Annotated in this window: 25 protein-coding genes; 15 read left to right on the top strand and 10 right to left on the bottom strand. The window is 41.0% G+C overall.

The features are described 5' to 3' along the window. The first annotated feature begins 1 nt into the window (after position 1). Complete coding sequence (ftsE, locus tag NSP_RS05260) at positions 2-769, top strand: cell division ATP-binding protein FtsE (RefSeq protein WP_017803863.1); 768 nt, start codon at positions 2-4, stop codon at positions 767-769. An 82-nt stretch (positions 770-851) separates the two neighbouring features. On the opposite strand, the gene NSP_RS26690 is transcribed toward ftsE, so the two are convergent. Continuing rightward, positions 852-1,619, bottom strand: coding sequence for an armadillo-type fold-containing protein (locus tag NSP_RS26690; protein ID WP_231859538.1), 768 nt, complete (start codon positions 1,617-1,619; stop codon positions 852-854). Between the two features lie 246 nt (positions 1,620-1,865). Between NSP_RS26690 and NSP_RS05245 the strand changes: the two genes are divergently transcribed. Further along, a complete protein-coding gene (locus NSP_RS05245; RefSeq protein WP_006197015.1) occupies positions 1,866-2,765 on the top strand; it encodes an alpha/beta fold hydrolase in 900 nt (299 codons plus the stop codon). A gap of 51 nt (positions 2,766-2,816) precedes the next feature. Here the strand turns inward: NSP_RS05245 and NSP_RS05240 are convergent, their stop codons facing one another. Continuing rightward, the gene (locus NSP_RS05240) at positions 2,817-3,350 is read right to left on the bottom strand and encodes a DUF4330 domain-containing protein (RefSeq protein ID WP_006197014.1); all 534 of its coding nucleotides are present in this window, start codon (positions 3,348-3,350) and stop codon (positions 2,817-2,819) included. Positions 3,351-3,720: 370 nt separating this feature from the next. Between NSP_RS05240 and NSP_RS05235 the strand changes: the two genes are divergently transcribed. Continuing rightward, positions 3,721-4,575: a M48 family metallopeptidase gene (locus tag NSP_RS05235; protein WP_042202373.1), complete on the top strand. Its 855-nt coding sequence runs from the start codon at positions 3,721-3,723 to the stop codon at positions 4,573-4,575. Positions 4,576-4,594: 19 nt separating this feature from the next. On the opposite strand, the gene NSP_RS05230 is transcribed toward NSP_RS05235, so the two are convergent. Continuing rightward, positions 4,595-5,353 (bottom strand): metallophosphoesterase family protein, encoded by a 759-nt coding sequence (locus NSP_RS05230; protein WP_006197012.1) that lies wholly within the window; start codon positions 5,351-5,353, stop codon positions 4,595-4,597. A gap of 322 nt (positions 5,354-5,675) precedes the next feature. Between NSP_RS05230 and NSP_RS05225 the strand changes: the two genes are divergently transcribed. The 3 genes from NSP_RS05225 to dcm all read left to right on the top strand — a co-directional run bounded on the left by NSP_RS05225 (position 5,676) and on the right by dcm (position 8,602). After that, positions 5,676-5,960: a DUF2470 domain-containing protein gene (locus NSP_RS05225; RefSeq protein ID WP_006197011.1), complete on the top strand. Its 285-nt coding sequence runs from the start codon at positions 5,676-5,678 to the stop codon at positions 5,958-5,960. A gap of 268 nt (positions 5,961-6,228) precedes the next feature. Continuing rightward, on the top strand, positions 6,229-7,263 hold the full coding sequence (locus NSP_RS05220) for a restriction endonuclease (RefSeq protein WP_231859537.1): 1,035 nt from the start codon (positions 6,229-6,231) through the stop codon (positions 7,261-7,263). 37 nt (positions 7,264-7,300) lie between these two features. Further along, positions 7,301-8,602: a DNA (cytosine-5-)-methyltransferase gene (gene dcm / locus NSP_RS05215; protein WP_006197009.1), complete on the top strand. Its 1,302-nt coding sequence runs from the start codon at positions 7,301-7,303 to the stop codon at positions 8,600-8,602. A gap of 12 nt (positions 8,603-8,614) precedes the next feature. Here dcm and NSP_RS05210 read toward each other — a convergent pair whose 3' ends face one another. Beyond that, on the bottom strand, positions 8,615-9,412 hold the full coding sequence (locus NSP_RS05210; RefSeq protein ID WP_006197008.1) for a Tab2/Atab2 family RNA-binding protein: 798 nt from the start codon (positions 9,410-9,412) through the stop codon (positions 8,615-8,617). Positions 9,413-9,439: 27 nt separating this feature from the next. Between NSP_RS05210 and NSP_RS05205 the strand changes: the two genes are divergently transcribed. Beyond that, positions 9,440-11,251: an ABC transporter ATP-binding protein gene (locus tag NSP_RS05205; RefSeq protein ID WP_006197007.1), complete on the top strand. Its 1,812-nt coding sequence runs from the start codon at positions 9,440-9,442 to the stop codon at positions 11,249-11,251. A 91-nt stretch (positions 11,252-11,342) separates the two neighbouring features. Here the strand turns inward: NSP_RS05205 and NSP_RS05200 are convergent, their stop codons facing one another. After that, the gene (locus NSP_RS05200; protein WP_006197006.1) at positions 11,343-12,098 is read right to left on the bottom strand and encodes a YebC/PmpR family DNA-binding transcriptional regulator; all 756 of its coding nucleotides are present in this window, start codon (positions 12,096-12,098) and stop codon (positions 11,343-11,345) included. A gap of 348 nt (positions 12,099-12,446) precedes the next feature. On the opposite strand from NSP_RS05200, the gene NSP_RS05195 reads away from it, so the two are divergent. The 5 genes from NSP_RS05195 (at position 12,447) to NSP_RS05175 (ending at position 19,492) form a co-directional block, all read left to right on the top strand. Beyond that, complete coding sequence (locus NSP_RS05195; RefSeq protein ID WP_006197005.1) at positions 12,447-13,736, top strand: ABC transporter substrate-binding protein; 1,290 nt, start codon at positions 12,447-12,449, stop codon at positions 13,734-13,736. A gap of 128 nt (positions 13,737-13,864) precedes the next feature. Then, positions 13,865-17,419 (top strand): methionine synthase, encoded by a 3,555-nt coding sequence (gene metH, locus NSP_RS05190; RefSeq protein ID WP_006197004.1) that lies wholly within the window; start codon positions 13,865-13,867, stop codon positions 17,417-17,419. Between the two features lie 257 nt (positions 17,420-17,676). After that, complete coding sequence (locus NSP_RS05185; RefSeq protein WP_006197003.1) at positions 17,677-18,084, top strand: endonuclease domain-containing protein; 408 nt, start codon at positions 17,677-17,679, stop codon at positions 18,082-18,084. A gap of 26 nt (positions 18,085-18,110) precedes the next feature. Then, a complete protein-coding gene (locus NSP_RS05180) occupies positions 18,111-18,821 on the top strand; it encodes a M15 family metallopeptidase (RefSeq protein ID WP_006197002.1) in 711 nt (236 codons plus the stop codon). A 2-nt stretch (positions 18,822-18,823) separates the two neighbouring features. After that, a complete protein-coding gene (locus tag NSP_RS05175; protein ID WP_006197001.1) occupies positions 18,824-19,492 on the top strand; it encodes a PAP/fibrillin family protein in 669 nt (222 codons plus the stop codon). On the opposite strand, the gene NSP_RS05170 is transcribed toward NSP_RS05175, so the two are convergent. Further along, complete coding sequence (locus NSP_RS05170; RefSeq protein ID WP_042202370.1) at positions 19,467-19,940, bottom strand: TspO/MBR family protein; 474 nt, start codon at positions 19,938-19,940, stop codon at positions 19,467-19,469. The two genes, NSP_RS05175 and NSP_RS05170, sit on opposite strands and share 26 nt — an antisense overlap. 194 nt (positions 19,941-20,134) lie before the next feature. Between NSP_RS05170 and NSP_RS05165 the strand changes: the two genes are divergently transcribed. Next, positions 20,135-20,746, top strand: coding sequence for a DUF3611 family protein (locus tag NSP_RS05165; protein WP_006196999.1), 612 nt, complete (start codon positions 20,135-20,137; stop codon positions 20,744-20,746). Positions 20,747-20,871: 125 nt separating this feature from the next. Next, positions 20,872-21,507 carry a hypothetical protein gene (locus NSP_RS05160; protein ID WP_006196998.1) on the top strand — a complete coding sequence of 212 codons (636 nt, stop codon included), beginning with the start codon at positions 20,872-20,874 and terminating at the stop codon, positions 21,505-21,507. A gap of 80 nt (positions 21,508-21,587) precedes the next feature. Here the strand turns inward: NSP_RS05160 and NSP_RS05155 are convergent, their stop codons facing one another. The 4 genes from NSP_RS05155 to NSP_RS05140 all read right to left on the bottom strand — a co-directional run bounded on the left by NSP_RS05155 (position 21,588) and on the right by NSP_RS05140 (position 25,626). After that, a complete protein-coding gene (locus NSP_RS05155; protein ID WP_006196997.1) occupies positions 21,588-22,007 on the bottom strand; it encodes a type II toxin-antitoxin system VapC family toxin in 420 nt (139 codons plus the stop codon). After that, positions 22,004-22,243 (bottom strand): hypothetical protein, encoded by a 240-nt coding sequence (locus NSP_RS05150; protein WP_006196996.1) that lies wholly within the window; start codon positions 22,241-22,243, stop codon positions 22,004-22,006. Before NSP_RS05150 ends, NSP_RS05155 begins: the two co-directional genes overlap by 4 nt. 406 nt (positions 22,244-22,649) lie before the next feature. Next, positions 22,650-23,945 (bottom strand): GUN4 domain-containing protein, encoded by a 1,296-nt coding sequence (locus NSP_RS05145; protein ID WP_071839273.1) that lies wholly within the window; start codon positions 23,943-23,945, stop codon positions 22,650-22,652. Between the two features lie 145 nt (positions 23,946-24,090). Beyond that, the gene (locus NSP_RS05140; protein WP_006196994.1) at positions 24,091-25,626 is read right to left on the bottom strand and encodes a phytoene desaturase family protein; all 1,536 of its coding nucleotides are present in this window, start codon (positions 25,624-25,626) and stop codon (positions 24,091-24,093) included. Positions 25,627-25,723: 97 nt separating this feature from the next. Between NSP_RS05140 and NSP_RS05135 the strand changes: the two genes are divergently transcribed. Then, positions 25,724-26,506: an ABC transporter ATP-binding protein gene (locus tag NSP_RS05135; RefSeq protein WP_006196993.1), complete on the top strand. Its 783-nt coding sequence runs from the start codon at positions 25,724-25,726 to the stop codon at positions 26,504-26,506. Positions 26,507-26,596 lie beyond the last annotated feature (90 nt).

Raw genomic sequence — 26,596 nt, 5'->3', positions numbered from 1 at the left:
AATGCCAGTATTAACAACCCCAAATACGACTGATAAATCCATTAACACAGAAGATCACAACACTCAAGAGCATAGTAGCAATACATCTGCAATGGTACAGTTGCGCTCTGTAACCAAAACCTATACAAATGGCTGTCACGCCTTATTAAATGTCAATCTAGAGGTTAAACACAAAGAATTTTTATTTATTACAGGGCCAAGTGGTTCGGGGAAATCAACCCTGTTAAAACTCTTGTATGGTCAAGAGTTACCCACACAGGGCGATGTAATTGTTGATGATTATAATGTCAAAACTTTACGAGGCGATCGCCTGTCAAGATTACGGCGACGGATTGGGATTGTATTTCAAGACTACAAATTGATTCCGCAGCGCACTGTGGCAGAAAATATCACTTTTGTGTTGCAAGCTCAAGGGTATACCCGTAAAGAAATTCACCGCCGTTTAGAACCAACTTTGAAGCTAGTAGGTTTACTGACTAAAGCCGACTGTTTTCCCGATCAACTTTCTGGGGGAGAACAACAACGAGTCAGTATTGCGCGGGCGATTGTCGGCACACCTCCCTTACTTTTAGCTGATGAACCTACAGGGAACCTTGATCCAGATAATTCTTGGCAAGTCATGCAGATTCTGCAAAAGTTAAATAACTTTGGAGCCACCGTCATTGTGACTACCCATGATGAACAATTGGTACGTCGGTGTAATCATCCAGTAGTGCAAGTCCGTAATGGACAAATTTATCGCCAATCGCCAAAGATTCACAGAGATTAAATATCGCACTCAAACAATGTAAAGACGTTGCGTGCAACGTCTCTACAACAACGGTTCCGCGAAGAAGTATATTTGCAGCCTATCAGGAAGAAATGTGAACCTTCAATTTTGTAGATAGAGGAGTCAAAGTTGTCACTTTGCTCAAGGGTAGCGATCGCCAGTTATCCCAGGCTTGTAAACTGTCTAAAGCCGCATCCCTAATCACTATTTCCTGCTCTTGACTAAGTAATAATCGTAAGCATTGAACAACTTCTTCCTGCACCTGAGAATCAATTTGCTGATTGCTGATGATTTTAGTTAATTGTCGTACAGCAATCAAACGCTTCAAAGGGTCTGGTTCTGTTAAATTAACCAACCACTGCTCAAGGTGATTTTGCTCTTGGTTGCCGTAAAAGCTGACGATTTGCCACATCAATAAAATTAAAGTTAATAACGTTGCCAAACCTTGCACAATCGCACCAGCCGCAATCCAGGAACTGCTGGACTCAACCCAGATAGCAGCTGCCATATATGTGCTAACAGTGGCAATACCGCCACTACCTACCGCTAAGGCTAAACGACAATTGGGGCTGCTTAAAAATTTCCACATCTGGGATAAGTGCCGTTTCCAGTCCCATTTCTGCATTGAGTACACGCATAACATTACCCCAACGCCAACCACAAGTGCCAATAGCAGTTTCCAGTTCCACAACAGCATGGCCACAATAATTGTTAAAAAGCCCAAAATGCCTCCCGGCCCAGACAAAGGTTTGAAAGTTCTTTGCTTTGGGCTTCCTGTCTTGAACTTTAAAAGCGACCAGTGCGGAATCTGGTTGATCCGTTGTTGCCAAGAAAATGAAGCCTTTGCCACAGTGTTTACCTACTGAATCACAATAATGTCTAATGATAAATCCTTGTATAGTAGTAATTACAAGCAAATCATTTTTTAGAATAGCCAAAAAATTACCTACTTAATCTAACAAGGGCTAGAGGTGGAGAGTTTTTAATTCTCTGATAATCAGAATTGTGGGAAGTTTGAAGCCAACAGTTCAGTGCTTTAAGTTGAAGTAACTATCCGTCACATTTAGCAACCATCACAGAAATTTCATAAATACCTATGTTTCAGCCACAAGGATTTGAGCAACGCTCCATAATTACCTCACTAGGTAAGATGGTTTATTATACTGCCACTAGCTCACCTTGGCAGGATGATTCCACCGCAAAACAACAGGAAAGGGAAACTTTGGTATTCCTACACGGCTTTGGTGGCGGGTCTTCTGCCTATGAGTGGTCGAAGGTTTATCCGGCTTTTGCTGCCGAATATCGCGTTTTAGCACCAGATTTAATTGGCTGGGGTAGGTCTGAGCATCCAGCCCGGAACTACATGATTGATGATTATCTCACAACGATTCGGGAGTTTATCCAGCAGACTTGTACAGGGCCTGTGAAAGTGATCGCTTCTTCTTTGACTGCGGCCTTTACAATTCGAGTGGCGATCGCCTATCCTGATTTATTCGAGTCTTTAATTCTCGTCACACCAGCCGGACTCTCGGATTTTGGCGAAGACTACTCTCGCAGCGTTTTTGCCCAGATAGTTAGCGTTCCTATTATTGATCGTGTGCTTTATAGCACTGGAATTGCTACAAGTGGCGGCATTCGTAATTTCTTAGAACGACGGCAATTTGCCCAGTCTAATCGCATATACGAGGAAATTGTCGAGGCTTATCTCCAATCTGCCCAACAACCGAATGCTGAATATGCAGCCTTGTCTTTTGTCCGTGGTGATTTATGTTTTGATTTGTCCCTATATATTCAACAGTTGAAAACTCCGACAGCGATTATTTGGGGACAACAGTCAGAATTTACTGGCCCCGAAATTGGTCGTCGTCTTTCTGACAAGAATCCCCAAGCTATCCGCGTGTTTCAACAATTAGAAAATGTGGGTTTAACGCCTCAGTTGGAATTACCAGCTGTGACTATTGGCTTGATTCGGCAATTTTTACCGATGTTGAACTAGCAGAGACTCAGATCCCCGACTTCTACAAGAAATTGGGGATCTTTGTGTTCGTTAGCTCTCTTTTATTCTGACATCGATAACTGTAGAATTGAAGTTATAGTTAAAACCTTCTAATTCAAAGGTCGTACCAATTTTAACTTTGCTATTACCTAGTACAGGACCACTGTCAGTTATTTGGGCTTTACCTTCTAAGGTTAACAGCATATCTGTACTAAAATTGTTTGTCCTGGGATCTGGTAATTCTTTAACCGAACCATCTGGTTGGGAAACTGTTAAGGTTCTAGGTAAGACTTGAACGGATTTTATCCCAATCTGACCGTAGGGTTGATTGCGAATAATCACGTTAGTTTTACCGCCTTTGGTAAATCCTCTCTCAAATAACCTCTGAGGATCGCGTACATTTAAACCGCGCACTGCTAAGTCTACCTCAATGGGTACGGTTTTAGTGTTGACTTGGGCAACAGAACCAGTAGTTCCTGGAAAAACAAATATACCAATTATTACTAGCAGAATTACCAGTGCAGCACCTAAGTCTAGAAGATTTATTTTGCCGAACAAGCGTCCTTTGGAATCTAAAATAGCCATACAAATTTTTCCTAGATAGAAGCGGAATAATTGATTTTAGCAATAAGTTTTGTCAGGAACAGGACAAGTTTCACTAATTGATTACTTAGTAAAATTTCCAAGTATCTCGGTGGGGTCGTCATTTGTCCTTTGTTATTGGTCATTGGTAAGGGTTTCATGGGTGTTTACGAGTCGTAATATAGTTGGGTTTTTTCATACCCACCTACTTAATCTCAAAACAAAAACATTCTGTCTATTCTAGACATGGAAACAAGATTTAAGCATCAGATATATGGGAATCATACTGGTATACAATTTTGGTTTTGAGTCAATAACGCAACTTAGAAGACTCTAGATACGTCCTATAGTTTATCCCATCAACCTAATTACAATGAATTGGAACAGCTTTTTTGGACATCATCATAGTCAACGGCGACGTTGGTTTTATCCGTTGATTTCGGTAGTAGTTGCTCTGACTCTGTGCCTGAGTACACCCATGCCGGGAAATGCTTTCGATATCCGGTCTCTGCTCTTCCAAGGAATACAGGTAATTCAGATGTCTAATATGTCTGACCGCCAAGAAGTTGATCTTGGTAAGCAGATGAATCAGCAGTTGCAAAGTGGTGATATTCGATTTAGTCGTAATTCTCAAATTAATCGCTATGTGGAACAAATTGGTCAGCGTTTGGTAGCTAGTAGCTCCCGCCCCAATCTTCCCTTTACCTTCCAAGTAGTTGAAGATGATGCTATTAATGCCTTTGCGACTTTGGGGGGTTTTGTATACATTCACACTGGTTTAATGAAAGCCGCAGAAAATGAAGCAGAACTAGCTAGTGTAATTGGCCATGAAATTGGTCATATTACAGGCAGACACTTAGTACAACAGATGCGCCAAAGAGCGATCGCTAATGGTGTAGCTTCAGCCGCAGGTTTAGAGCGCAATGCAGCCGTGGGAATTGGTCTAGAACTGGCACTCAACCGTCCCCGCAGTCGTCAAGATGAATTTGATGCCGATAATAGAGGATTACTAGCTATGACAGAGGCTGGTTATGCTCCCTCCGGGATGGTTTCCTTTATGCAAAAGCTGATGCAAAAACGGGGTTCTATACCAGCATTTTTGAGTACTCACCCTGGCACAAGCGATCGCATTAATGCCCTGCAAAATTCTATTAATGCCCAACCTAGCAAACAGCGTGACGGATTGGATAATGCTGCTTATCGAGCCAATATCCGCAGCATACTTTAGGTGAAATGTCAATAATCACTTATGCTCGCTGCTTATGCCGGCGAGCAGCTATTTTGTAGGTATCAACCATCACCACCCCTTCTGCTAAAGGCAAGGTGCGGAGACAATTGTTAAACATATTCACTTGATAAATTAAGTTATTTGTAGTATCTAATCCAGTTAACCAACCACTGCGGGGATGGTAAGCACCAGTATCTATATCCAGCCATCCCTGCCCTTGTGCCAACTTACCAGGAGTCACGCCAGGGAAGGTAAAGGTAATAGTATGACCAATGATAATCAGCTTATCACAAAAGTATGGTTGGGAAATGCTATGAAATTCGTCGCGTATCCAGCAAAATTGCTCGGCAGTTTGTTCTGCTAAAGATAGTTCAGGGTCAAGGCCAGCATGGGTTAACCAAATATCTCCCAAATCGATATACAGGGGCAAAGTTTTCAGCCAATCCAAATGTTCGTCAGGAATATGAGCATCTTCGTAACTGGCTATAGTGGCTTGTCCCCCACCATACAGCCATGCTTGCATTGCTGATGAAGAAGTTTGACTACCAGTCAAAATGCTTAATAACATTTGCTCATGATTTCCCAGCAGACAGGCATAATTATTGTTCTTGACAAAATCAATTACCTGTGCGCTTTTAGGTCCACGATCAATTAAGTCTCCCAAAAAGTATACTTGATCGTCTGATCCAGGAGCGATCGCCTCCATCAATGTCATCAAACCTTCATAGTGTCCATGCACATCCCCAATCACAATTCGACGTTGGCTAATTTCGCTCATTGGTTCTTAGCTTAAATAGTTTGGTTTAATAGTTTGGCTACAGTTTAAATTATCTGGTTTACGGAACGAAGTAACGATATATAGACAATATTTGGCAAATTACCTTTCATTTTACTCGAATTCTTCCCTATAAAATTAATTTGACCGAATACTTCGCGACGCGCCAGCCCCTACAATCATTAGCAAGAAGGCAAACTGCGACTTTCTCACCGAAGTAATGGATTCAGAACAAAGCTTTGTGCGTAATTTCCCAGCCTGTAAATTTTGGCCAAATTAGCTTAAAATTTAGGCAAACCCTGTATTCTCAACTTCCAAGCACATCATGTCTGATAACTTTTCTCCGGAAATTAGCTCACGCATTTGCACTCACATGAACGATGATCATGCTAATGCGGTAGTTCTTTACGCCCAGGCTTTTGGCGGTGTAACAAATGCGACAAACGCACAAATGCTGTCAATTGACGCTGAGGGAATGAATTTGACCGCACAGGTAAATTCTGAAACAGTGCCAATTCGGATTCCGTTCGATCATATTTTAGTAGACTCCGAAGATGCTCACCAAACTCTGATTGCAATGGTGAAGCAAGCACGGGTTCAGCCGAAATAGGAATTGTGTTAGTTAAGCTCAAATTAATGTGTATATTGATACTTATACGCAGTTTAATGTCTGAAGTATCAAAACATAGTTTATGTCTAGTCAGGTTGATTAACTATACTAAAATTGTAATAGTCAATTTTAATACGCAGTAATAATCTTGATTCTCCAAAACAGTGATCCTGATCAAAGAGAAATCATTAACTAACTGCGTCATGCAAACAAATATCAGTATCCTCGCGTTAGCCAATCAACCTACTAGCATAACACATTGATTATCTTGAATCCAGTTTATCAGAGAAATGTTGAGGATTTACGTCAGTTAGCCTCTATGTTTTGGCCTTCAGAATTATCAAAACAAGAAGCAGAACTGAGTGTAATTCCCAAACTTATAGAAACGCAAGACCAATTTATTGCTATTTTGAGTGTTAGTGTATCTAATTTAAACGGACTATTTCAAATTATTGAATCTTCCAGCCTCCCAGCAAATCTATTTTTGAAACATTTACTTGTTTTAGCTGACTTTGGTGGTGAAATGATTCAGAGATTAAATAGTCAGTTTGACTCAATATTTCCTTCTAAAAGGTTAGATTATTTATGGGATACAAAAAGCTATTCTTATAGTTTTCTAGTTTTGCCTGTATCAGGTCAACTCAACAATAATAAACTTGGTATAACTGGCAAAAAAATACTGGAAGACCAACCTCTTTCCCAACTACACAAAGACGTTATAGCTTTGATTTTATTTGGTAGTAATTCCACAAACGAAAAAGCTTCAGAAATCCTAGTAAAATGTGAAATTGGTAACTATATAGGTAGAACAGATAAATTACAACAATTTATTAAACAAAGATATATATGGGTTAGTCGGATTACTGCTGGTTCACAATCAAATAGTTTAGGACAAATTACTCAAACTTTTGTCAAAGAATATTTAGAAAATCACCTTAATCTTCCAAATGTTAATATCAAAGCAAATGGACAGATACCAGGGATAAGTCATACTGAAGACAATAATCCGACAACATTTGATATTGTACTTTCTCAAGAAAATAAGTATGTAGCTATAGAAGTCAGCTTTCAAGTAACTACCAATAGTGTGATTGAGAGGAAAGCTGGACAAGCAAAATCGCGGTTTGAGCAAATTGAAGCACTTGGATATAAGATAGGTTATGTCCTTGATGGTGCTGGCAACTTTCAAAGAGAAAATGCGCTCAGGATAATTTGTTCATATAGTCATTGTACAGTAGCTTTTTCTCGTGATGAACTTGATGTATTTTGTGATTTTTTAAAGGAATATTTTGTGGACAGATAAATGAGTTTAATTTTTAAGTAACAAACTATTTAACAAGATGCAAAAAATTAGGTTCGTTGACTTATTTTCAGGAATAGGGGGAATTAGATTAGCCTTTGAACAAGCAGCTAATTCCTTAAATATAGAAAGTGAATGTGTTTTAAGTAGCGAAATCAATACAGATGCTCAATTCGTTTATGAAACCAACTTCAATCACAAGTCTTTGGGTGATGTCCGATTGATAGAGAAACTACCAGAACATGAAGTATTATTAGCTGGTTTTCCCTGTCAATCATTTTCTCATGCTGGTAAAAAAGAAGGTTTTGGCGATACACGAGGGACACTATTTTTTGAAATTACTAGATTACTTGATACATATAAACCACAAGCTTTTATTTTTGAAAATGTCCGAGGAATTTACAGTCATGACCAAGGTAAAACTCTAGCAACGATTAAACACGAAATCCAAAAAAGAGGTTACAGCTTTGATGCTTTTCTGCTCAACAGTGCAAACTTTGGTTTACCACAAAACCGTGTCCGAATTTATTTAATAGGTATTTTAAACGCCACGCCTAAGTTTAATTTGATGTCAGATGTGGGACCGAAAGATTCCCATACTTATAATCCGCAACAAATGTCTTTGTTTCATAAACCAAAACGACCTGCAACTGTTGCTGATATTTTAGAAGATAATCCTAGTAGTAAATATGATTGTTCTCCACCATTTATTAATGCTTTAAAACGCATATTTAACGATGATTTAAATCGCTTGCATGGCGTGAGACTAATTGATTATCGAGGAGGAAATTCTATTCATTCTTGGGAATTAGGATTGCGTGGTGAATGTAGTGCAGAAGAAATCGCATTGATGAACCAATTCATCTTAAAAAGACGAAATAAAGAATTCGGTTGCGAACAAGATGGTAAGTTATTAACTCAGGAGCAAATAGCTAGTTTTTGTGATTATCCTCATCTGGGAGAAGTTTTAAACTCACTAGTTGCCAAGAAATATCTTAAACTAATTAATGGAAAATATAAACCTTTATCGGGTAATTTTTCATTTGAAGTTTATAAATTTGTAGACCCAAATAAAATTTCAGTAACATTAGTTGCCAGTGATGCCAATAGATTAGGGGTATATCATAATCAGCGAGTGCGGCGACTAACTCCCCGTGAAGCAGCAAGGTTACAAGGTTTTCCAGATAGCTTTCTACTTCATCCCAATGATGACAAAGCTTACCATCAACTGGGAAATTCGGTAAGCATTAATGTAGTTAAAGCTGTTGCTGAAGAAGTGTTATTAAAAATGTTGTCTTATTCTCAACCAAAAACAGAGAAAATTGAGGAATTAGTTATCTAACAAATTTTAGAACTATATTTCCGCCCTTAATAACCAAAAGCCTGTATAAGTCATTCCGGAATCATCTGGTTGAACTAACAAAAAATGCAATCCTTGGCTTTGTTGTTGACGCTGTTGATAAACTTTCGCAGCAGCTTCAACCTCTGCATCTTCAAAGGTCGCCACAATCCACCTATCAACTAAACCAGCTTCTAATATTAAACCATTTGGTTCGCCAGCTATGTAATTTAACGTAAATGGCTGTGCTTGTTCTAACCATCGCGCTAAATACATCGATTTTCTGCCACCATAGATAATGACACCAGGAACGGGGACTGTGGATGCTAAACCCAGATTTATCGGTTTCAAAAACTCTGGTATAGATACAATCGGTATCTGGCGTTGTGCAAACACATCCGCGAGTTCGCCGGCTGAGAGTGTAGCAAATCGCCACTCTTCCCCCCAGAGGTTTTCGGGTAATGGTGTTGGGGGTGGTTTATCCAGCGCTAAGGGATATTGCTTTTCTTCTAACCACTGTTTTAATGCCAAAGTGTAGCGGGTAGGTTCAACATCAATATCTAAGTTGTTTGCAGCTGCTTGAATTAAACTCAAAGACTGGGGACGAAATACCTGAATAGTATCTGGTAAGTTGTCATTATCTGCTAACTGAATTTGAGTCGCAAGCCAATGAGAGTTGGCTGCTGACTGGGGACAGGTGGCTGTATATTCAAAGCTACGTGTTGCGTCACAAATCAGCAATTCCCAGAGAATTTGTCCAGATTTATCCTGCACCGGACGACGATAAAAGTCAACTTGCCAAATTTTGATCATTTTATAAGAATCAGTATAAATATAAGCATGAAAAAAATAAGAAACACTCTGCGTCAGTCATTGGCGGTTTTTCGCTATAGCGGACGGGCTATTAGCTTAGTGTGGAATACTAGCCAGATTTTGACCATTATTCTTGCTACTTTAACTTTAGTTGCGGGTCTTTTACCAGCTGCGATCGCCTACATTGGCAAATTAATTGTAGATGCTGTGGTTTTGGCGGCTCAAGTCAATGATGGCAATATTACCCAACCTTTATTATATGTGGGTTTAGAAGCAGTGGCGATCGCCCTCCTCGCCGGTAGTCAACGAGGTATTTCTATTTGCCAATCCTTGTTACGGGTGCTACTAGGGCAAAAAGTAAATGTACTGATATTAGAAAAAGCCCTGACATTAGATTTACGCCAATTTGAAGATTCCGAATTTTATGACAAACTGACAAACGCCCGGCGCGAAGCCTCAGTGCGTCCCCTTTCCTTAGTAAATCGCACCTTTGGCTTAGTACAAAACGCCCTTTCCCTAGTCACCTACGGCATTTTATTAATCAATTTCTCAGCTTGGGCAGTCATAGTATTAATTTTAGCAGCGATGCCCTCCTTTATTGCCGAAACCAAATTTGCTGGACAAGCCTTTCGTTTATTTAGTTGGCGCGCCCCAGAAAGCCGTCAACAGCAATATATCGAAAGCTTACTAGCCAGAGAAGACTACGCCACAGAAGTCAAACTTTACCAACTAGGCGAAACCCTGCTAGAACGTTACCGCAACCTATTTCGTCAACTATATAGTGAAGATAGAGATTTAACTTTGCGGCGGGGTTTGTGGGGATATCTGTTGAGTTTAGTGAGTACGGCGGCTTTTTACTTAGCTTACGCTTGGATAGTCGTTGAAACAGCAATGGGTAGGATTTCTTTAGGAGATATGACAATGTATCTCACCGTATTTCGCCAAGGACAGTCTACATTTTCTAATGCCCTAACTTCAATTGGCGGAATGTATGAAGACAACTTATATTTATCCAACCTCTACGATTTCTTAGAAGAAGAAGTTCCCAAATCTTGGGGTAATGCAACCAGAGGGATAAACCCGGAAGATGGAATTCGATTTGAGAACGTATCATTTACTTATCCTGGAAGTTCTCAAACTGCATTAACAGATATTTCTCTACATTTAAAACCGGGAGAAAAACTAGCCATTGTCGGTGAAAATGGTTCAGGTAAAACCACCTTAATTAAATTACTCACTCGACTTTACACCCCAGATGCAGGAAGGATTTATTTAGACGGCTTAGACTTGCAAGAATGGGATGTAGACGTATTGCGTCAACGCATTGGGGTAATTTTCCAGAACTTTGTGCGTTATCAATTCACCGTCGGGGAAAATATTGGAGTCGGCGACGTAGAACATTTAGCAGACAAACATCGCTGGGAAATAGCCGCCGAAAAAGGCATGGCGCAACCCTTCATAGAGAAACTACCGCAAACCTTCCAAACTCAACTAGGGCGTTGGTTCAAAAGTGGACAAGAACTTTCCGGGGGACAGTGGCAAAAAATCGCCTTAGCCCGTGCATTTATGCGAACAAAAGCAGATATTTTAGTATTAGACGAACCAACATCAGCAATGGATGCTCAAGCCGAGTTTAATATATTCAATCATTTTCGCACACTGACGCAAAATCAGATGGTATTTTTAATTTCTCACCGCTTCTCCACAGTCAGAATGGCCGACAAAATTGCCGTTATCGAAGAAGGCAAAATTGCAGAACAGGGAACCCACGAAGAATTATTAAAGACAGGAGGACGTTACGCCAAATTGTTTAATTTGCAAGCTGCGGGCTATAAATAATTCGTAATTCGTAATTCGTAATATTACCTTCTTTCTTCTTCCTTCATCCTTCTTCCTTCGTGTACTTTGCGTCCTTCGTGGTTCGTTCCTCCTAAACCAACAACTCCAAAACACTATCCGACATATCAAAATTAGCAGTCACATTCTGGACATCATCCAACCCCTCAAGAGAATCAATTAACTTGAGAAGCGATCGCCCTTGCTCAAAATCAACAACCTCAATATAATTACGAGGAATCCAGCGTAACTCTATATCATTCACCTGAAAACCCGTATCCCTCAACCTCTGACCGAGAACCTCCAAATTTGACACCTGAGTAAACACCTCAGCCATATCATCCTCAGACATCTCATAAAACTCAGCCCCACCTTCCAGAGATGCTTCCAAAAGCTGGTCTTCATCCTCCACCCCAGAAACCACACACACACCCTTTTGGTCAAACATCCAGCTAACGCAACCCGTTTCACCCAGATTTCCGCCAAATTTACTAAAAGCCCCGCGTAAATCAGCCGCCGTGCGATTACGATTATCAGTCAGGGCTTCAATTAAAATAGCCACACCACCAGGGCCATAACCCTCATAGCGAATAGCCTCAAAACTAGCACCATCACCGCCAAAAGTTCCTGCCCCTTTAGCGATCGCCCGTTCAATATTATCATTAGGAATATCAGCCGCCTTAGCCTTATCAATGGCTGTACGTAGCTGAAAATTTAAATTTGGGTCTGGTACACCACTTCTAGCAGCAATAATAATTGCCCTAGACAACTGCGCGAAAGTCTTGCCCTTTTTGGCATCTACTACCGCCTTCTGGCGCTTAATATTAGCCCATTTACTGTGTCCTGCCATAATCTCAAATGATTAACCCTTCCTTCAAAGTTTAGGATATACATAGTTTTTGCTTAGATGCAAAGGACAGCCTATTGAACTGTATCAGGACTTACGCAAAATTATGGAAAAACGAACCACGTTCGCGAAGCGTCTCCCCTTGGGAGAAGGACACGTTGGCGCTAGCCTCTCCCCTTCTCCCAAAGGGAGAGGCTAGCGCCAAGGGAGAAGGACACGAAGTTAAGAAGGTTTCAGAGAGTTCTTGCGTAAGTCCTATGTATAAAAATCACCTCAATTGTGCAATACCTTATGAGACATAATGCACGGCTTTTTTTCATACCCCAGAAATATAGGAGAAAAAGAAAAAACGTGCAGTACTACTTTAAAAGTTTACTGCTGTTACTGCTAGTGGGCATACTAGCTTTAGGTGGATGCCAGACTCTGCGGACAGCAGAAACAGGCGTAATTAATCTGACTTTATGGCAAGGTGTAAATCCTCCACCCAATCGAGATGTTTTACAAAAGCTTGTAGATAAATTTAATCAAACTCATCCGAAAATTCAAGTCGAATCTCTTTATGCTGGACAACAAGACCAGCAAACGCCGAAAATTTTAGCCGCAGTTGTGGGCAATGCGCCGCCGGATTTATTATGGTATAACCCCACCATTGCTGGTCAATTAGTCGAACTACAAGCTTTAATTCCTTTAGACGAAAAGCTGAATAATTCTCCTGTTAAAGCCGAAATTGACCCTGCTTTATTTGAGTCAATGGAATACCAGGGTCAAATTTGGTCTTTGCCATTTGCGACCAATAATGTCGCTGTCTATTACCGTCCCAGTTTATTTAAAGCCGCCGGCATTACCGAATTACCGAGGACTTGGGAACAATTTCGGGAAGTTGCCAAAAAATTAACTCGTGATACCAATGGCGATGGTCGCATAAATCAGTATGGAATGTTTTTGCCATTAGGGAAAGGAGAATTTACAGTCTTTACCTGGCTACCATTTATGTGGAGTAGCGGTGGCGAATTAGTCAAAGGGGAAGCAGAGAAGGCATCAGCCGTAATGTTACAAAATAATCCCGGTGCGATCGCAGCTTTGCAATTTTGGCGTAATCTAATTGAAGATGGTTCCGCCATGTTATCCAGCCCCGAGAGAGGCTACGAAACAGGTGATTTAATTGCTGGTAACGTCGCCATGCAAGTCACAGGCCCCTGGAGTCTGGGAGAATTTACCGAGAGTGGCGTAGATTTTGGGGTGTTTCCCATTCCCGTTAATCAAGAACCTGCGACCAGCGTCGGTGGTGAAAATTTATTCTTATTCAAAACCACACCAGAACGAGAAAAAGCCGCCTTCACCTTTGCCGAGTATGCCATGAGTGCAGAATTTCAGACAGAACTAGCATTAGGAACAGGCTACTTACCAATTAACATCAAATCTCGCCAAGATGCACAATATCAAGAATTTGTCAAGAAACTGCCACCAGTGCAAGTATTTTTAGAACAAGCCAAATATGGGCGATCGCGACCCATCTTTCCCGGTTATAATCGCATATCCGACAGCTTAGGCCGAGCCATAGAATCAGTCTTACTCAGTCAAAACACCCCAGCAGAAGCCCTAAAAATCACCCAACAGCGCTTAGACCTCATCTTCAAATAAACTCTTCTCAACTCCTCTTCTCCGCGCCTCTGCGCCTCTGCGTGACACAAATCCACCCAACCCTCATAAAACGCCGACAATTTGGGAAAATAATAAAATAGAAAACTACAAGACCGATGTAGGAAAATATGACCCATCCGTTCCTAGAACATTTACATAGTCCAAATCGCCCAGTCATCGTCTTTGACGGTGCGATGGGAACCAACCTGCAAAGCCAAAACCTCACAGCTGAAGATTTCGGCGGTCCACAATACGAAGGCTGTAACGAATACCTCGTCCATACCAACCCCGAAGCCGTCGCCAAAGTTCACCGAGACTTTCTCGCCGCCGGTGCTGATGTCATCGAAACCGACACCTTCGGCGCGACATCCATAGTCTTAGCAGAATATGACCTAGCAGACCAAACCTATTATCTCAACAAAACAGCCGTAGAAATAGCCAAGCGCGTCGCCGCCGAATTTTCTACCCCAGAAAAACCGAGATTTGTCGCCGGTTCCCTCGGACCCACAACCAAACTCCCCACCTTGGGACATATTGACTTTGACACCCTCAAAGCCAACTTCGCCGAACAAGCCGAAGCCCTATTTGATGGTGGTGTGGATTTATTCCTCGTAGAAACTTGCCAAGACGTGCTGCAAATCAAAGCCGCATTGAATGGTATAGAAGAAGTTTTTGCCAAAAAAGGCGATCGCCGCCCATTAATGGTATCTGTAACAATGGAAAGCATGGGTACAATGCTAGTCGGTTCAGAAATCAACGCTGTCCTGACAATATTAGCCCCATATCCCATAGATATCCTCGGTTTAAACTGTGCCACAGGCCCAGACTTGATGAAACCGCACATCAAATATCTTTCCGAACATTCACCATTCATAGTTTCGTGTATACCCAACGCAGGTTTACCAGAGAACGTCGGCGGACAAGCACATTACCGCCTGACACCAATGGAATTACGCATGGCGTTAATGCACTTTGTTGAAGATTTGGGTGTCCAAGTGATTGGGGGTTGCTGTGGGACACGTCCAGAACACATTCAACAATTAGCAGAAATTTCCAAAACGCTGAAGCCAAAAATCAGACAGCATAGTTTAGAACCAGCCGCAGCATCAATTTATTCTACTCAGCCTTACGACCAAGATAACTCCTTCTTAATCGTCGGGGAACGTCTTAACGCCAGTGGTTCCAAAAAGTGTCGTGATTTGCTGAATGCAGAAGACTGGGACGGCTTAGTGTCCATGGCCAGGGCGCAAGTCAAAGAAGGCGCACACATTCTAGATGTCAACGTCGATTATGTGGGACGTAACGGTGTGCGAGATATGCACGAACTGGTTTCGCGCATTGTGAATAATGTTACACTGCCCTTAATGCTTGACTCCACAGAATGGGAAAAAATGGAGGCGGGTTTAAAGGTAGCCGGTGGTAAATGTTTGCTCAACTCTACCAACTACGAAGACGGCGAACCACGTTTTCTGAAAGTCCTGGACTTAGCGAAAACACACGGCGCTGGTATAGTCATTGGGACTATCGATGAAGATGGGATGGCACGGACAGCCGAGAGAAAATTTCAAATTGCCCAACGCGCCTATCGTCAAGCTGTAGAACATGGTATCCCGCCCACAGAGATATTCTTTGATACCTTAGCTCTCCCTATTTCCACTGGTATTGAAGAAGACCGAGCCAATGGTAAAGCCACCGTTGAATCAATTCGACGCATTCGCCAAGAATTACCCGGATGTCATGTAATATTGGGGATATCGAATATTTCCTTTGGTTTAAATCCTGCATCCAGAGTTGTGCTGAACTCCATGTTTTTGCATGAAGCCATGCAAGCCGGAATGGATGCCGCCATTGTCAGCCCTAACAAAATTTTACCGCTATCTAAAATTGAAGAAAAGCATCAAAAAGTTTGCCTTGACCTGATTTATGACCGCCGAAAATTTGATGGTGATGTCTGCGTTTATGATCCTTTAGGAGAACTTACCACCTTATTTGAAGGGGTAACAACCAAACGCGACAAAGGTGTTGATGAAAGTCTCCCCCTAGAAGAACGCCTCAAGCGGCACATCATCGACGGCGAACGCATTGGTTTAGAGAAACTCCTGACAACAGCTTTAGAACAGTATCCGCCCTTACAGATTATCAACACATTTCTCCTGGATGGGATGAAAGTTGTGGGGGAACTATTCGGTTCAGGGCAAATGCAACTACCCTTTGTTTTACAGTCTGCGGAAACCATGAAAACGGCGGTTGCATATTTAGAACCATTCATGGAAAAGTCAGAAACTGACAGTAATGGCAAGGGAACCTTTATCATTGCGACGGTAAAAGGTGATGTCCATGATATTGGTAAAAACTTGGTGGATATTATCCTCACTAACAACGGCTACAGGGTGATTAATCTGGGTATTAAGCAGCCGGTGGAAAATATTATCCAAGCTTACGAAGAGCATAAAGCTGATTGTATTGCCATGAGTGGGTTGTTGGTCAAGTCCACCGCTTTTATGAAGGATAATTTGCAAGCGTTTAACGAAAAAGGAATTACCGTTCCGGTAATTCTAGGTGGTGCGGCGTTAACTCCTAAGTTTGTGCATCAAGATTGCCAAAACACCTATAAAGGTAAGGTGGTTTATGGTAAGGATGCTTTTTCTGATTTACACTTCATGGATAAATTAATGCCAGCTAAGGCTGGTAATAACTGGGATGATTTACAGGGATTTTTGGATGAAGTCGTCGCAGATGAAGCAGAAATTACCAGCGAAGTGATTACGGAAGAAGCGCCCACTGCCCAGACTCCAGTCCCCATTGATACCCGCCGTTCTGAAGCTGTGGCGATAGATATTCAACGTCCTACACCGCCTTTCTGGGGAACTCAGTTATTAACGCCTGGCGATATTCCCATTGAAGAGGTGCTTTGGCATTTGGATTTGCAAGCTTTGATTGCTGGACAATGGCAGTTTCGCAAGCCGAAGGAACAGTCTAAGGAGGAATATCAGGCATTTTTGGCTGAGACAGTTTATCCGATTTTGGAGAGTTGGAAGCAACGGGTAATTGAGGAAAATTTGTTACATCCGCAGGTGGTTTATGGGTATTTTCCCTGTCAGTCTGAGGGGAATACGTTGTATGTTTATGAGACGTTCGCGGAGCGTGCGCGAAGCGCATACCGCCAAGTCGCCAAGGACGCAAAGGTAAGAGCCAGTTTTGAGTTTCCCCGGCAGAGGTCTTTGAGAAGGTTGTGTATTGCAGATTACTTTGCGCCGAAGGAGTCGGGGGTAATTGATGTGTTCCCGATGCAGGCGGTAACTGTGGGAGATATTGCGACGGAGTTTGCACAAAAGTTGTTTGCTGATAATCAATACACAGATTATCTGTATTTTCACGGTTTAGCTGTGCAGGTAGCTGAGGCGTTAGCGGAATGGACTCACGCTAGAATTCGCCGGGAGTTGGGTTTTGGTGCTGATGAACCGGATAATATTCGGGATATTTTGGCGCAGCGATATCAAGGTTCGCGGTATAGTTTTGGCTATCCGGCTTGTCCGAATATTCAAGACCAGTACAAGCAGTTGGAGTTGTTGGAGGCTGACAGAATTAATCTGTATATGGATGAAAGTGAGCAAATTTATCCAGAACAGTCTACAACGGCAATTATTGCTTATCACCCAGTAGCGAAGTACTTTAGCGCTTAATCATACCCCCCTCTCCTTCACAAGGAGAGGGGCTGGGGGTGAGGTTCTTTGAAATTTAATATAAAGTCAAGAACCTCACCCTAACCCTCTCCTTAGTAAGGAGAGGGGACTGGAATTTATCATACCCCCCTCTCCTTCACAAGGAGAGGGGCTGGGGGTGAGGTTTTTTGAAATTTAATATAAAGTCAAGAACCTCACCCTAACCCTCTCCTTAGTAAGGAGAGGGGACTGGAATTTATCCCGATTTAAAGATACTAATGAATAAACTTTATAACAAAAATACTGAACTAGAAAAAAGGCGACTATTACGCCAAAATATTACCAAAGCTGAAAAGCTTATTTGGGATAACATTAGAGATAGACAATTGGAAAACTGCAAGTTTCGCAGACAATATAGTGTGGATAGGTTTGTTATAGATTTTTACAGCGCTGAGTTGAAATTAGCTATAGAAATTGATGGTGATAGTCATTTTCAAAATGGTGCTGCTGAATATGATCAAGCAAGACAAGAGTTTATGGAATCAGTAGGAATTAAGTTTATTCGATTTACTAATAATGATGTTTATGGGAATTTGTCTGGTGTTTTAGAAAGTATTGTTCAGTATATACGAGATTTAAGAACCTCACCCCCAGCCCCTCTCCTTATTAAGGAGAGGGGGGTATGATTATTATATAAATTTACTCAAAACTTATGAGACTTTATCACCAAATCCATATCGTTGAATGTGGTGAATTACTGGTGCAGATTCCTTTGGAATTATTTGCAGTGGAATCTCCCCATCCTTATGCAAAACTCGGTGCGCCCTATGGGGAATATTCTCCTTATTATTTGCGCGACAGTGTGGTAAAAAATTTAATTCAAGCCCAAAAATATCTACAAGAATTGCATCCTCATTGGTATATTCAAATCTTTGATGCTTATCGCCCTGTAGCTGTACAACAGTTTATGGTAGATTACAGTTTTGCCCAAGCGTTACAACAGCAGGGTTTGACTGAGGTGGAGTTATCACCCAACCAACGCCAAGAGATTTGGAAGTCGGTTTATGAAATTTGGGCTGTACCCAGTTTCGATGAAAAAACTCCCCCTCCTCATAGTACAGGTGCTGCTGTAGATGTGACTTTGGTAAATGATGCTGGGGAAATAGTTGATATGGGTTCGCCCATTGATGAATTGTCCGAGCGATCGCATCCCAGTTATTATACCAATAATGACCACCCAGATGCACCACAATATCATGCTCATCGGCAATTATTACATGATGTCATGTTAAAAGCTGGATTCCAACGCAACCCTAGAGAATGGTGGCATTTTTCCTTTGGTGATCAGATGTGGGCTTGGTTGTATAATCAAAGTAATCCGGCTGATCCTTTAAATGCACGTTATGGTCGGAAAATATTTTAACCTTGAATAATCCACTTTCATTAAAGCAAAAATTACAAGCTTCCCTAGAGGAGATGCAAACCAAAAGTAATCTCAGTTCTCCTCTCACCGATTTGAAGCTAGATAAAACCTCAGCCGCAGAAATCTCCCAATTAGCTACAGAACTAGAAAGTTGTAATCCTCATCCCCAACCACTCTTAAATGCTATTTCTCTACTTAATGGTGCTTGGAAATTGCTATACTCCACAGCTAGAGAAATCCGTTCTTTAGATTCCCTACCATTAGGATTACAGTTGGGTGAAGTTTATCAGGTAATTGATGTTACCAATACACTATTTTTCAACTTAGCTTTTGTGAAACATCCTCTGGGAATAGTTTCGGGATATGTGAAAGTAACAGCTAGTTTTGCACCAGCCACAGATAATTTATCGCCTTTACCGAATCAACGCATCAATGTAAATTTCGATAAACGCTATCTATCCATTCAGAAGATATTTGGCTTTGACACTCCTCAACTTAACCCATTTAAAGTAGTTCCTGCTAATGGTCCCCAAGGTAGAATACCTACTCTTGATATTACTTATTTAGATGAAAATTTCAGAATTGGACGTGGCGGAGATGGTAGTTTATTCATTTTGAGTAAAGCTGATGATTTACCTGCAAGTTTTACGCATCTTGAGGATTTAGGCTAATCATTTTCCAAGTAGTATAAGTACCGATGGGACTCCATAGCAAATAGGGAACTAATAACAATGCTGCGGAAGTAGAAACAGGTAAAATGGCAAGTGTTAATATTAGACAAATCACCAAACCTGTACCACCGAGAATTGTACCTATTCGCAAACTACGCAGGCGGAACATAACAGGTGTATAGGCGATAGTCACTATTTCTAATAGTAAATATAAACCCATAAGTAACCAAGTTGTTGTAGTTCCTGGACTACTTTCCCAGACGATATAAGCTGACCAAGCACCACAAATAAAAATTACAGTCCAAATAATCGGAATCGCCCCTTCAAAAGTTAACCATCTGGGTCTTCGTAAGCGCTTAAACCACTGGATACCACTTGGCGTAATCAAATTAGCCGCCAAAGCAATTACAAAAGCCACACCCCCAATTACCATCCACGATCTAATCATGCTGTTTATTCTTTAACATTAGCTGCATATTCTTAAATATCATGCTTTATCGGAACATTATGTCAATTTTTGACTGATTTATCATCATCCTAGAGTTTGATAACTGTTCATTTATTGCATCTATTCCTCAAGATTTTGCGGTATTCGGTCTGTGGGTGGGTGCATGAGTTAGGGCAGTGCAAATATTATGTATTATGGGGACAACTAAAATTAATATGGAACCAGAAACAGAATCGCGATCATCGCTAGCAACATCACATCATAATAGAAACAAAGTTCATAACATCGCCAATCAAATTCGTCTCACAGGGTGGATTACCTTATGGGTACAATTGGCGCTAGCATTGGTTTCTGGCTTATTATTATTGTTTGCTTCTACAGGTCGTAATTTTGCAGATAAATCGAATCCAGGTTTAGGAATAGGAGTATTTTGGGCTGTTGGGGGAATTTTATTATTATTATTCAGCGTATTTTGGGATTTTCGTTATACGCGCATAGGTAAACGCTTAGACAATCCTAATCCAACTCTGCATCCTAGTAAAGCGGATACAACTAGAGCTATCCGCATGGGTATTCTGGTGAGTTTAGTGGGAATATTCATCACCATTTTAGGCGCAGGAACCAGCGTGAGTGTGCTAGTAGCAAAAGCTGTATCCCAACCCCCAGGAGTCGCAATTACTGACCCTAACAAGATTATTCGAGCGCTTGATGTGTTCATAGTAGTAGCGAATATTAATGGTATTGCGGCTCATTTTTTCGGTACAGTTGCTTCTATGTGGTTACTAGAAAAAGTGCATCAGCATTGACATCTTCGATAAAGTAGAGACGTTCAATGGAACGTCTCTATAATGGTTTTGGAAAAAGCTAGGGAATGGGGAATAACTGCTATTAATGTAATTAAGTATTCCTGACTCACATCCCATAAAAATCAATGACAATTCTCAATGCTAGTAATTTATCTCTAGAAGATATACAGCGTCTGTTTGGCTTTCAAGAAGAGTATAGGGACTCATTTTCCCCTCTGTTATCCCTGGAACCTCTCCTAGAAGCAGAACACCAAGAACTTCTACAAATTAGAGATGACTTTCGACGTTACCTGAAATCTGGCAAAGTTTCGGAAGGACAGGTCAAATTTCTTGTTATTGCACCCTTGCTGAGATTAGCTGGATTTTATCGCTATCCCATCGAGATTCGCTTAGAAGAAGATATTGCTGATATTGAGGTTGAAGATGAAGATACCAAAATTAAAGGCAGGATGGATATTTTAGCTGTTAGTAAAGCTAAAAATACTAAATTTCAAGTATATTTTTGGATACTTTTCATTGAATCAAAAAATAGTCAAATTGATATATCAACAGGCTTACCTCAACTGCTCACTTATGTCTATAAAAGTTTAAATAATCAAACATCCGTTTGGGGTTTAACAACTAATGGCAGGGGTTATCAGTTTGTTTATATTGAACAGGGTAATCCTCCCATTTATCATCTGATGCCATTATTAAATTTTATGGAGCCTCCCCGTGCAGTTGAATTATTACAAGTTTTAAAAGCCATTTGTCAGATGTAAATACTCGTTTCAATTCTCAGTTTAATTTCACAAGAATACTGACTTCGTTATAGTCTTAAGTATCAGGTCGTCAAAGTAGCTTATAGAAACCAGTTATCGATTTGAAGTTGGCTAAAATCAGCATAATCTGATACATTATTAGTAACAAGAATTAGATCATTAACATGAGCAATTGCAGCAATTTGACCATCTGGAAATGATGGTGTTTTGCCAATAGCCACCAAACGCGCTCTTTCTAAAGCGTGCCATTTAGCAGCGTTATTATCATACGGCAGTATAGGTATATTAGGCTGAATTACTTCTTGGAGATATTTTTCTATAGTTCGACGTTTTTTTGAATCTGGAAGACGATAAGACCCGAAAAGTATTTCATGATAGACAACAGTTGCTGTAGCTATTTCATTTTCATGCTGTCGTAGCATTTCCATAACATTCGAGTTAGGAATTGGGCGCAATGGCTCAGAGAAAACATTAGTATCTAATAAAAAGCGCGGACTCACCAGTTTACCTCACGTCCTGGTGAAGTATCTCTCACATTTGCAAAAACTTCTGGTTCTATTTCTAATTCTTGTTCTTGGCGAAAATTTTCTAGTGATTGCCAGAACTGAGACTCACTAATTCCATTTTTTTTAGGTTCTTCCTGTATAATTTCAATCACTATTTGTTGACCATCAGGAATTTTTATTTCCTGAAATAGTTCTATGGTGTTCTTGCGCTTGATACCTTTAATTTTCATACAGCAAAATTTATTAACGTTAAATCTGTGTTCTTAGTTTTATCAAATAGGAACACTAAGATATCTCTATTTTAGAGAATAAAATTAAACATTTGGAAAATAATTATTTTAAATTTACTTTGATAAAAAAGTTAGACTACCTTGGGATGAATGGGAAGCGACTAACGAAGAAGTAGAAAAAGTGGCATCTCAGTTTATCTTGGCTAATTGTTATAACCCGCAAGTTGCTGGCGACATACTACAAGCAAAACAAGCAACGTGGGGAAAGCAGCAGTGCCAGGTATCGGAAACGTAGAACCCGCAATACTTCGTGGAAAATGACTTGTTTAGAAATCTTTACAATTTTGTGTAAGCCTTATATGTTACAGTTTACAAGTCTCGACGCGAGAGAATATGTGTGTAAGCCTTATATGTTACAGTTTACAAGTCTCGACGCGAGAGAATATGTAACCACCCCCACCACCTCACCCCCACCTCCAACCACTATCCATACCCACCACCCCACCACCCACCACCCGGGGAGATGTCCTTCGGGAGCTTTGACGTTGAAGGTCAGGTCTTTATAATCTCGCCATTCTTTCATCATAATAAATCCTTTTCTCCAGCCCACGCGATCGCCGAACTTGCACCAAGTTTCATAATCCGCTTCGGGATTTCCACCCACACTTTCCCAGATACGCTTTTGTACACTAAAACCAAAACGCCCATTGCTATATTCTACCCAAAGTTGGTCAATAGTGCGTAAGTCTGTGCAGGGAAATTGTTCAATTGAATTGGTGTCAAGCCAGCCTTCTTCTTCTCTCTTAGCAGCTTTTAGCATCACTTTCAGAGTTTCTTGATCTGCTTCTTTCCACTCTCCAGCTTTGAGCAAATCTCGCAACCGCGTATAGTCTACACCTTTATCTGAAGGTAATTCATTTTGGCGTAGTTTCTCAGCTTTTTCCTGTTCGAGTTTTCGTGTTTCTGCTTCCTTTCGTTGCCGTTGTATCCTTTCGGCTGCTTCTTTTTCGAGTTTTTGACGTTTTTGTTCTTCGGCTTCTTGTTCTTGTTCTCTCTTTAACCTATCGTCTTCTTCTTGTTTTAGCCGTAGTATTTCGGCTTCTTGTTCTTCTCGCCGTTGTCTTTGTAACCTATTAGCTTCCTGTTGTTTACGTATTCTCTCAGCTTCTTCTCGTTCTCGTGGTCTTTGTAGCCTTTCAGTTTCTTCTTGCTGGTTGAGTTTTTGTTTACGCGCCCCAATCAATTTCTCAGCCGCATTCCAAAATCCCTCAGCTACATTAGTAAATGCAGCGTCTTGGTCAGTCCATGACTTTACAGGTAAGATATTATTTTGGACATCCTTTGGCAAACCCTGAATTTTAGCAAATAATGGTGCATATTTCCATGCAACACTTCGCAAAATAATGGGAATAACACAAGCATCTCCTAAATCGTGACGTTCTATTGCCTTTGTTACCTCAACTTTCCAACAGTATTCGGAAGCCATAAAATCAGAACTCACAAGCAACAAAATTATATCGGCTGTATTGAGATTATCTTTAATTTGCCGATCCCACACTTCCCCTGGCATTATTTTGCCATCATGCCAGATTGAAATTTTACCCTGGTGTGTGAAAACACTCAGATGGTTTTCTAGTTCTTTCCGTAGAAATTCGTCTTTGTGAGAGTAGGAACAGAATACCTTGAGCGATACTTCTATCATTTTGTGTTTCAGGAGTACGATAAGTTAAGCTTTAAGCAAATTATAGTATTTTTGCTTGATTTCCCCGCTCGGCTAACGGTAGTAGCTGGGGTAACTTGAAACGTCTGCAATTATGTTTCAAATTCTTATAAATACAGGGATGTAATCAATAGTTTACATTTTCTAATAACTCCCCCATTTGCTGCACATTCACCAAACTATTAGCACACAAAATCCCAGAAGCAGCTACCGCAGGTACACCAATTCCCGGCATAGTGCTATCACCCACACGATACAAACCTTTTATCGGTGTTTGCGTACTAGGAAACATCCCCTTACCCGCAACTATAGCCGGACCATAAGTTCCCTGATATCGTCTAAGATAATGAGCATGAGTTAGCGGTGTTCCAATCAGTTCCAACACTACACGTTCACGAATATCTGGGATAACTCGCTCTAAAGCCCGATATAAAGTTTGCGCTTTCTCTTGTTTCCTGGCTTCATACCCATCATTTCGTTCCCATCCTGCATAAGGTTCCAGAGTGTAAGCATGAACCACATGATGTCCCTCTGGTGCTAACGTTGCATCCCACACACTGGGAATGGAAATCATGCAAGTATTACCCGGTACGCTGATATCTTGATTTGAATCATGCACTACTACATGATGTCCCGTCAAATTTTCTAAACCATTCGCCTTAATTCCTAAGTGCAAATGCAGAAAACTATCAACTGCTGGTGTTTCTAATGCAACTTGCCGATATGATGCAGGTAAATCTTCAGGGCGTAACAGGTGATTGTAAGTATCCCAAATCGTCGCGTTAGAAATGACTATGGGCGCTTGGAGAACTTCACCATTTTGCAACTTTACACCGACAGCTTTACCCGATTCCACCAAGATTTGCTCGACATGACACCCCAAACGTAACTTACCACCCCAGCGTTCTAAACCCCGCACCAAAGCATTGACAATTGCACCACTCCCTCCCACAGGATACTCAACCCCAGCACGGGAGCGCTCACCTAACATAAAAGCTACCTCTGGGGCAATTGTGCCGTGTGCCTTTAAACCAGATAATAAAAAGCATTCCAGGTCAATCAGCCGACGTACCCAAGGGTCTTTGACTGTAGCATCCATGACATTACCCACAGAAGATTGAACAAGGGGTAAGTTAGGTAACATTTTCGTTAAAGATGGTAAATAACGTGTCATTAATACCAAAATTACCTGCCAATCTGCTCTCAAAGCGAGAGTGGGAATACCTTTCATCCCCTCGTATAGCTTTAATAAGCGTTCTGCAAACTGTTGAAATTCCTTAGCACCTTGGGGCGTTATTTTATCGAGTTCATTCAGGTACTTTTCAGCATGGCCATAAACTGCAAAAATGGCTTCAGGAAAGTGATAGTGTCCTAATGGATCATAGGGTATAACTTGGAGAGATTCGCCTAGAACATCGAGAATTTGCTTGACAGGATTCAAGCTTTGTGTATCTGTTAAACCACAATAAAAAGAGGGGCCTGAATCAAATTCAAATCCTCGTCGTCTGAAACTATGGGCTGCACCGCCTGCAATTGCGTGGCTTTCACACACAATCACCCGCTTACCATAACGAGCAAGTAAACCCGCAGCGCATAACCCACCAATACCGCTACCAATTACGATGACATCTTGAGAATGCTGAGTATTGAGTGCTGAGTTCATATTTTAATGACTAATGACTAATGACCAATGACTAATGACTAATGACTAATGACTAATGACTAATAACCAATGACTAATAACCAATGACTAATGACTAATGAATGAACCATTAATTGAACTAAAAGGCATTTCTAAGTCCTTTGGTAGTAATAAAGTTTTAGATAATGTGGATTTGACGATTTACCGGGGGGAGGCAGTAGGGATTATTGGGCCTTCAGGAACTGGTAAATCAACGGTGTTAAGAATTATTGCCGGATTAATGGCTCCCGATAGCGGAGAAATTTATATCCAAGGGGTACGGCGAGATGGGTTAATTGAGGACAGCGCTGATCCGATTGGGATTGGGATGGTGTTTCAACAAGCGGCGTTATTTGATTCGTTGACAGTGGATGAAAATGTGGGTTTTTTACTGTATCAACATTCCAAGATACCGCGATCGCGTATTCAACAGATAGTTAAAGAAAAATTAGAAATGGTCGGTTTATCGGGAATTAGCCATCTCTACCCATCTGAACTATCCGGGGGAATGCGAAAACGGGTAAGTTTTGCCAGAGCAATTATCTCTAATCCTGATAATCTCACAGAGGGCCCAGAAGTTTTACTATACGATGAACCCACAGCCGGACTTGACCCTATTGCCTCAACAGTCATAGAAGATTTAATTCGAGAGTTACAATTGACACAAGGAGTCTGTAGTACTTATGCTATTGTGACGCACCAAGATAGTACCATTCGCCGTACAACTGATAGACTAGTGTTTCTTTATCAAGGTAAAGTGCAGTGGCAAGGTACAGTTAGTGACATAGATAGCACAGAAAATCCCTTGATTAGACAATTTATTAGTGGCAGTGTCAAAGGACCAATTCAAGTGGCTGGGTAGTACCGCAAGGCGAAAGTCAAAAGTCAAAAGTCAAAAGTCAAAAAACTCATAACACAGGCTTTTGAAGGATTTTAAAGGTGAACTAGCCCT

The organism is Nodularia spumigena CCY9414, from assembly GCF_000340565.2.
Classification (GTDB): domain Bacteria; phylum Cyanobacteriota; class Cyanobacteriia; order Cyanobacteriales; family Nostocaceae; genus Nodularia; species Nodularia spumigena.
Note: the sequence above shows the minus strand (reverse complement) of the source record. Positions and strands in the feature narration are given on the sequence as shown.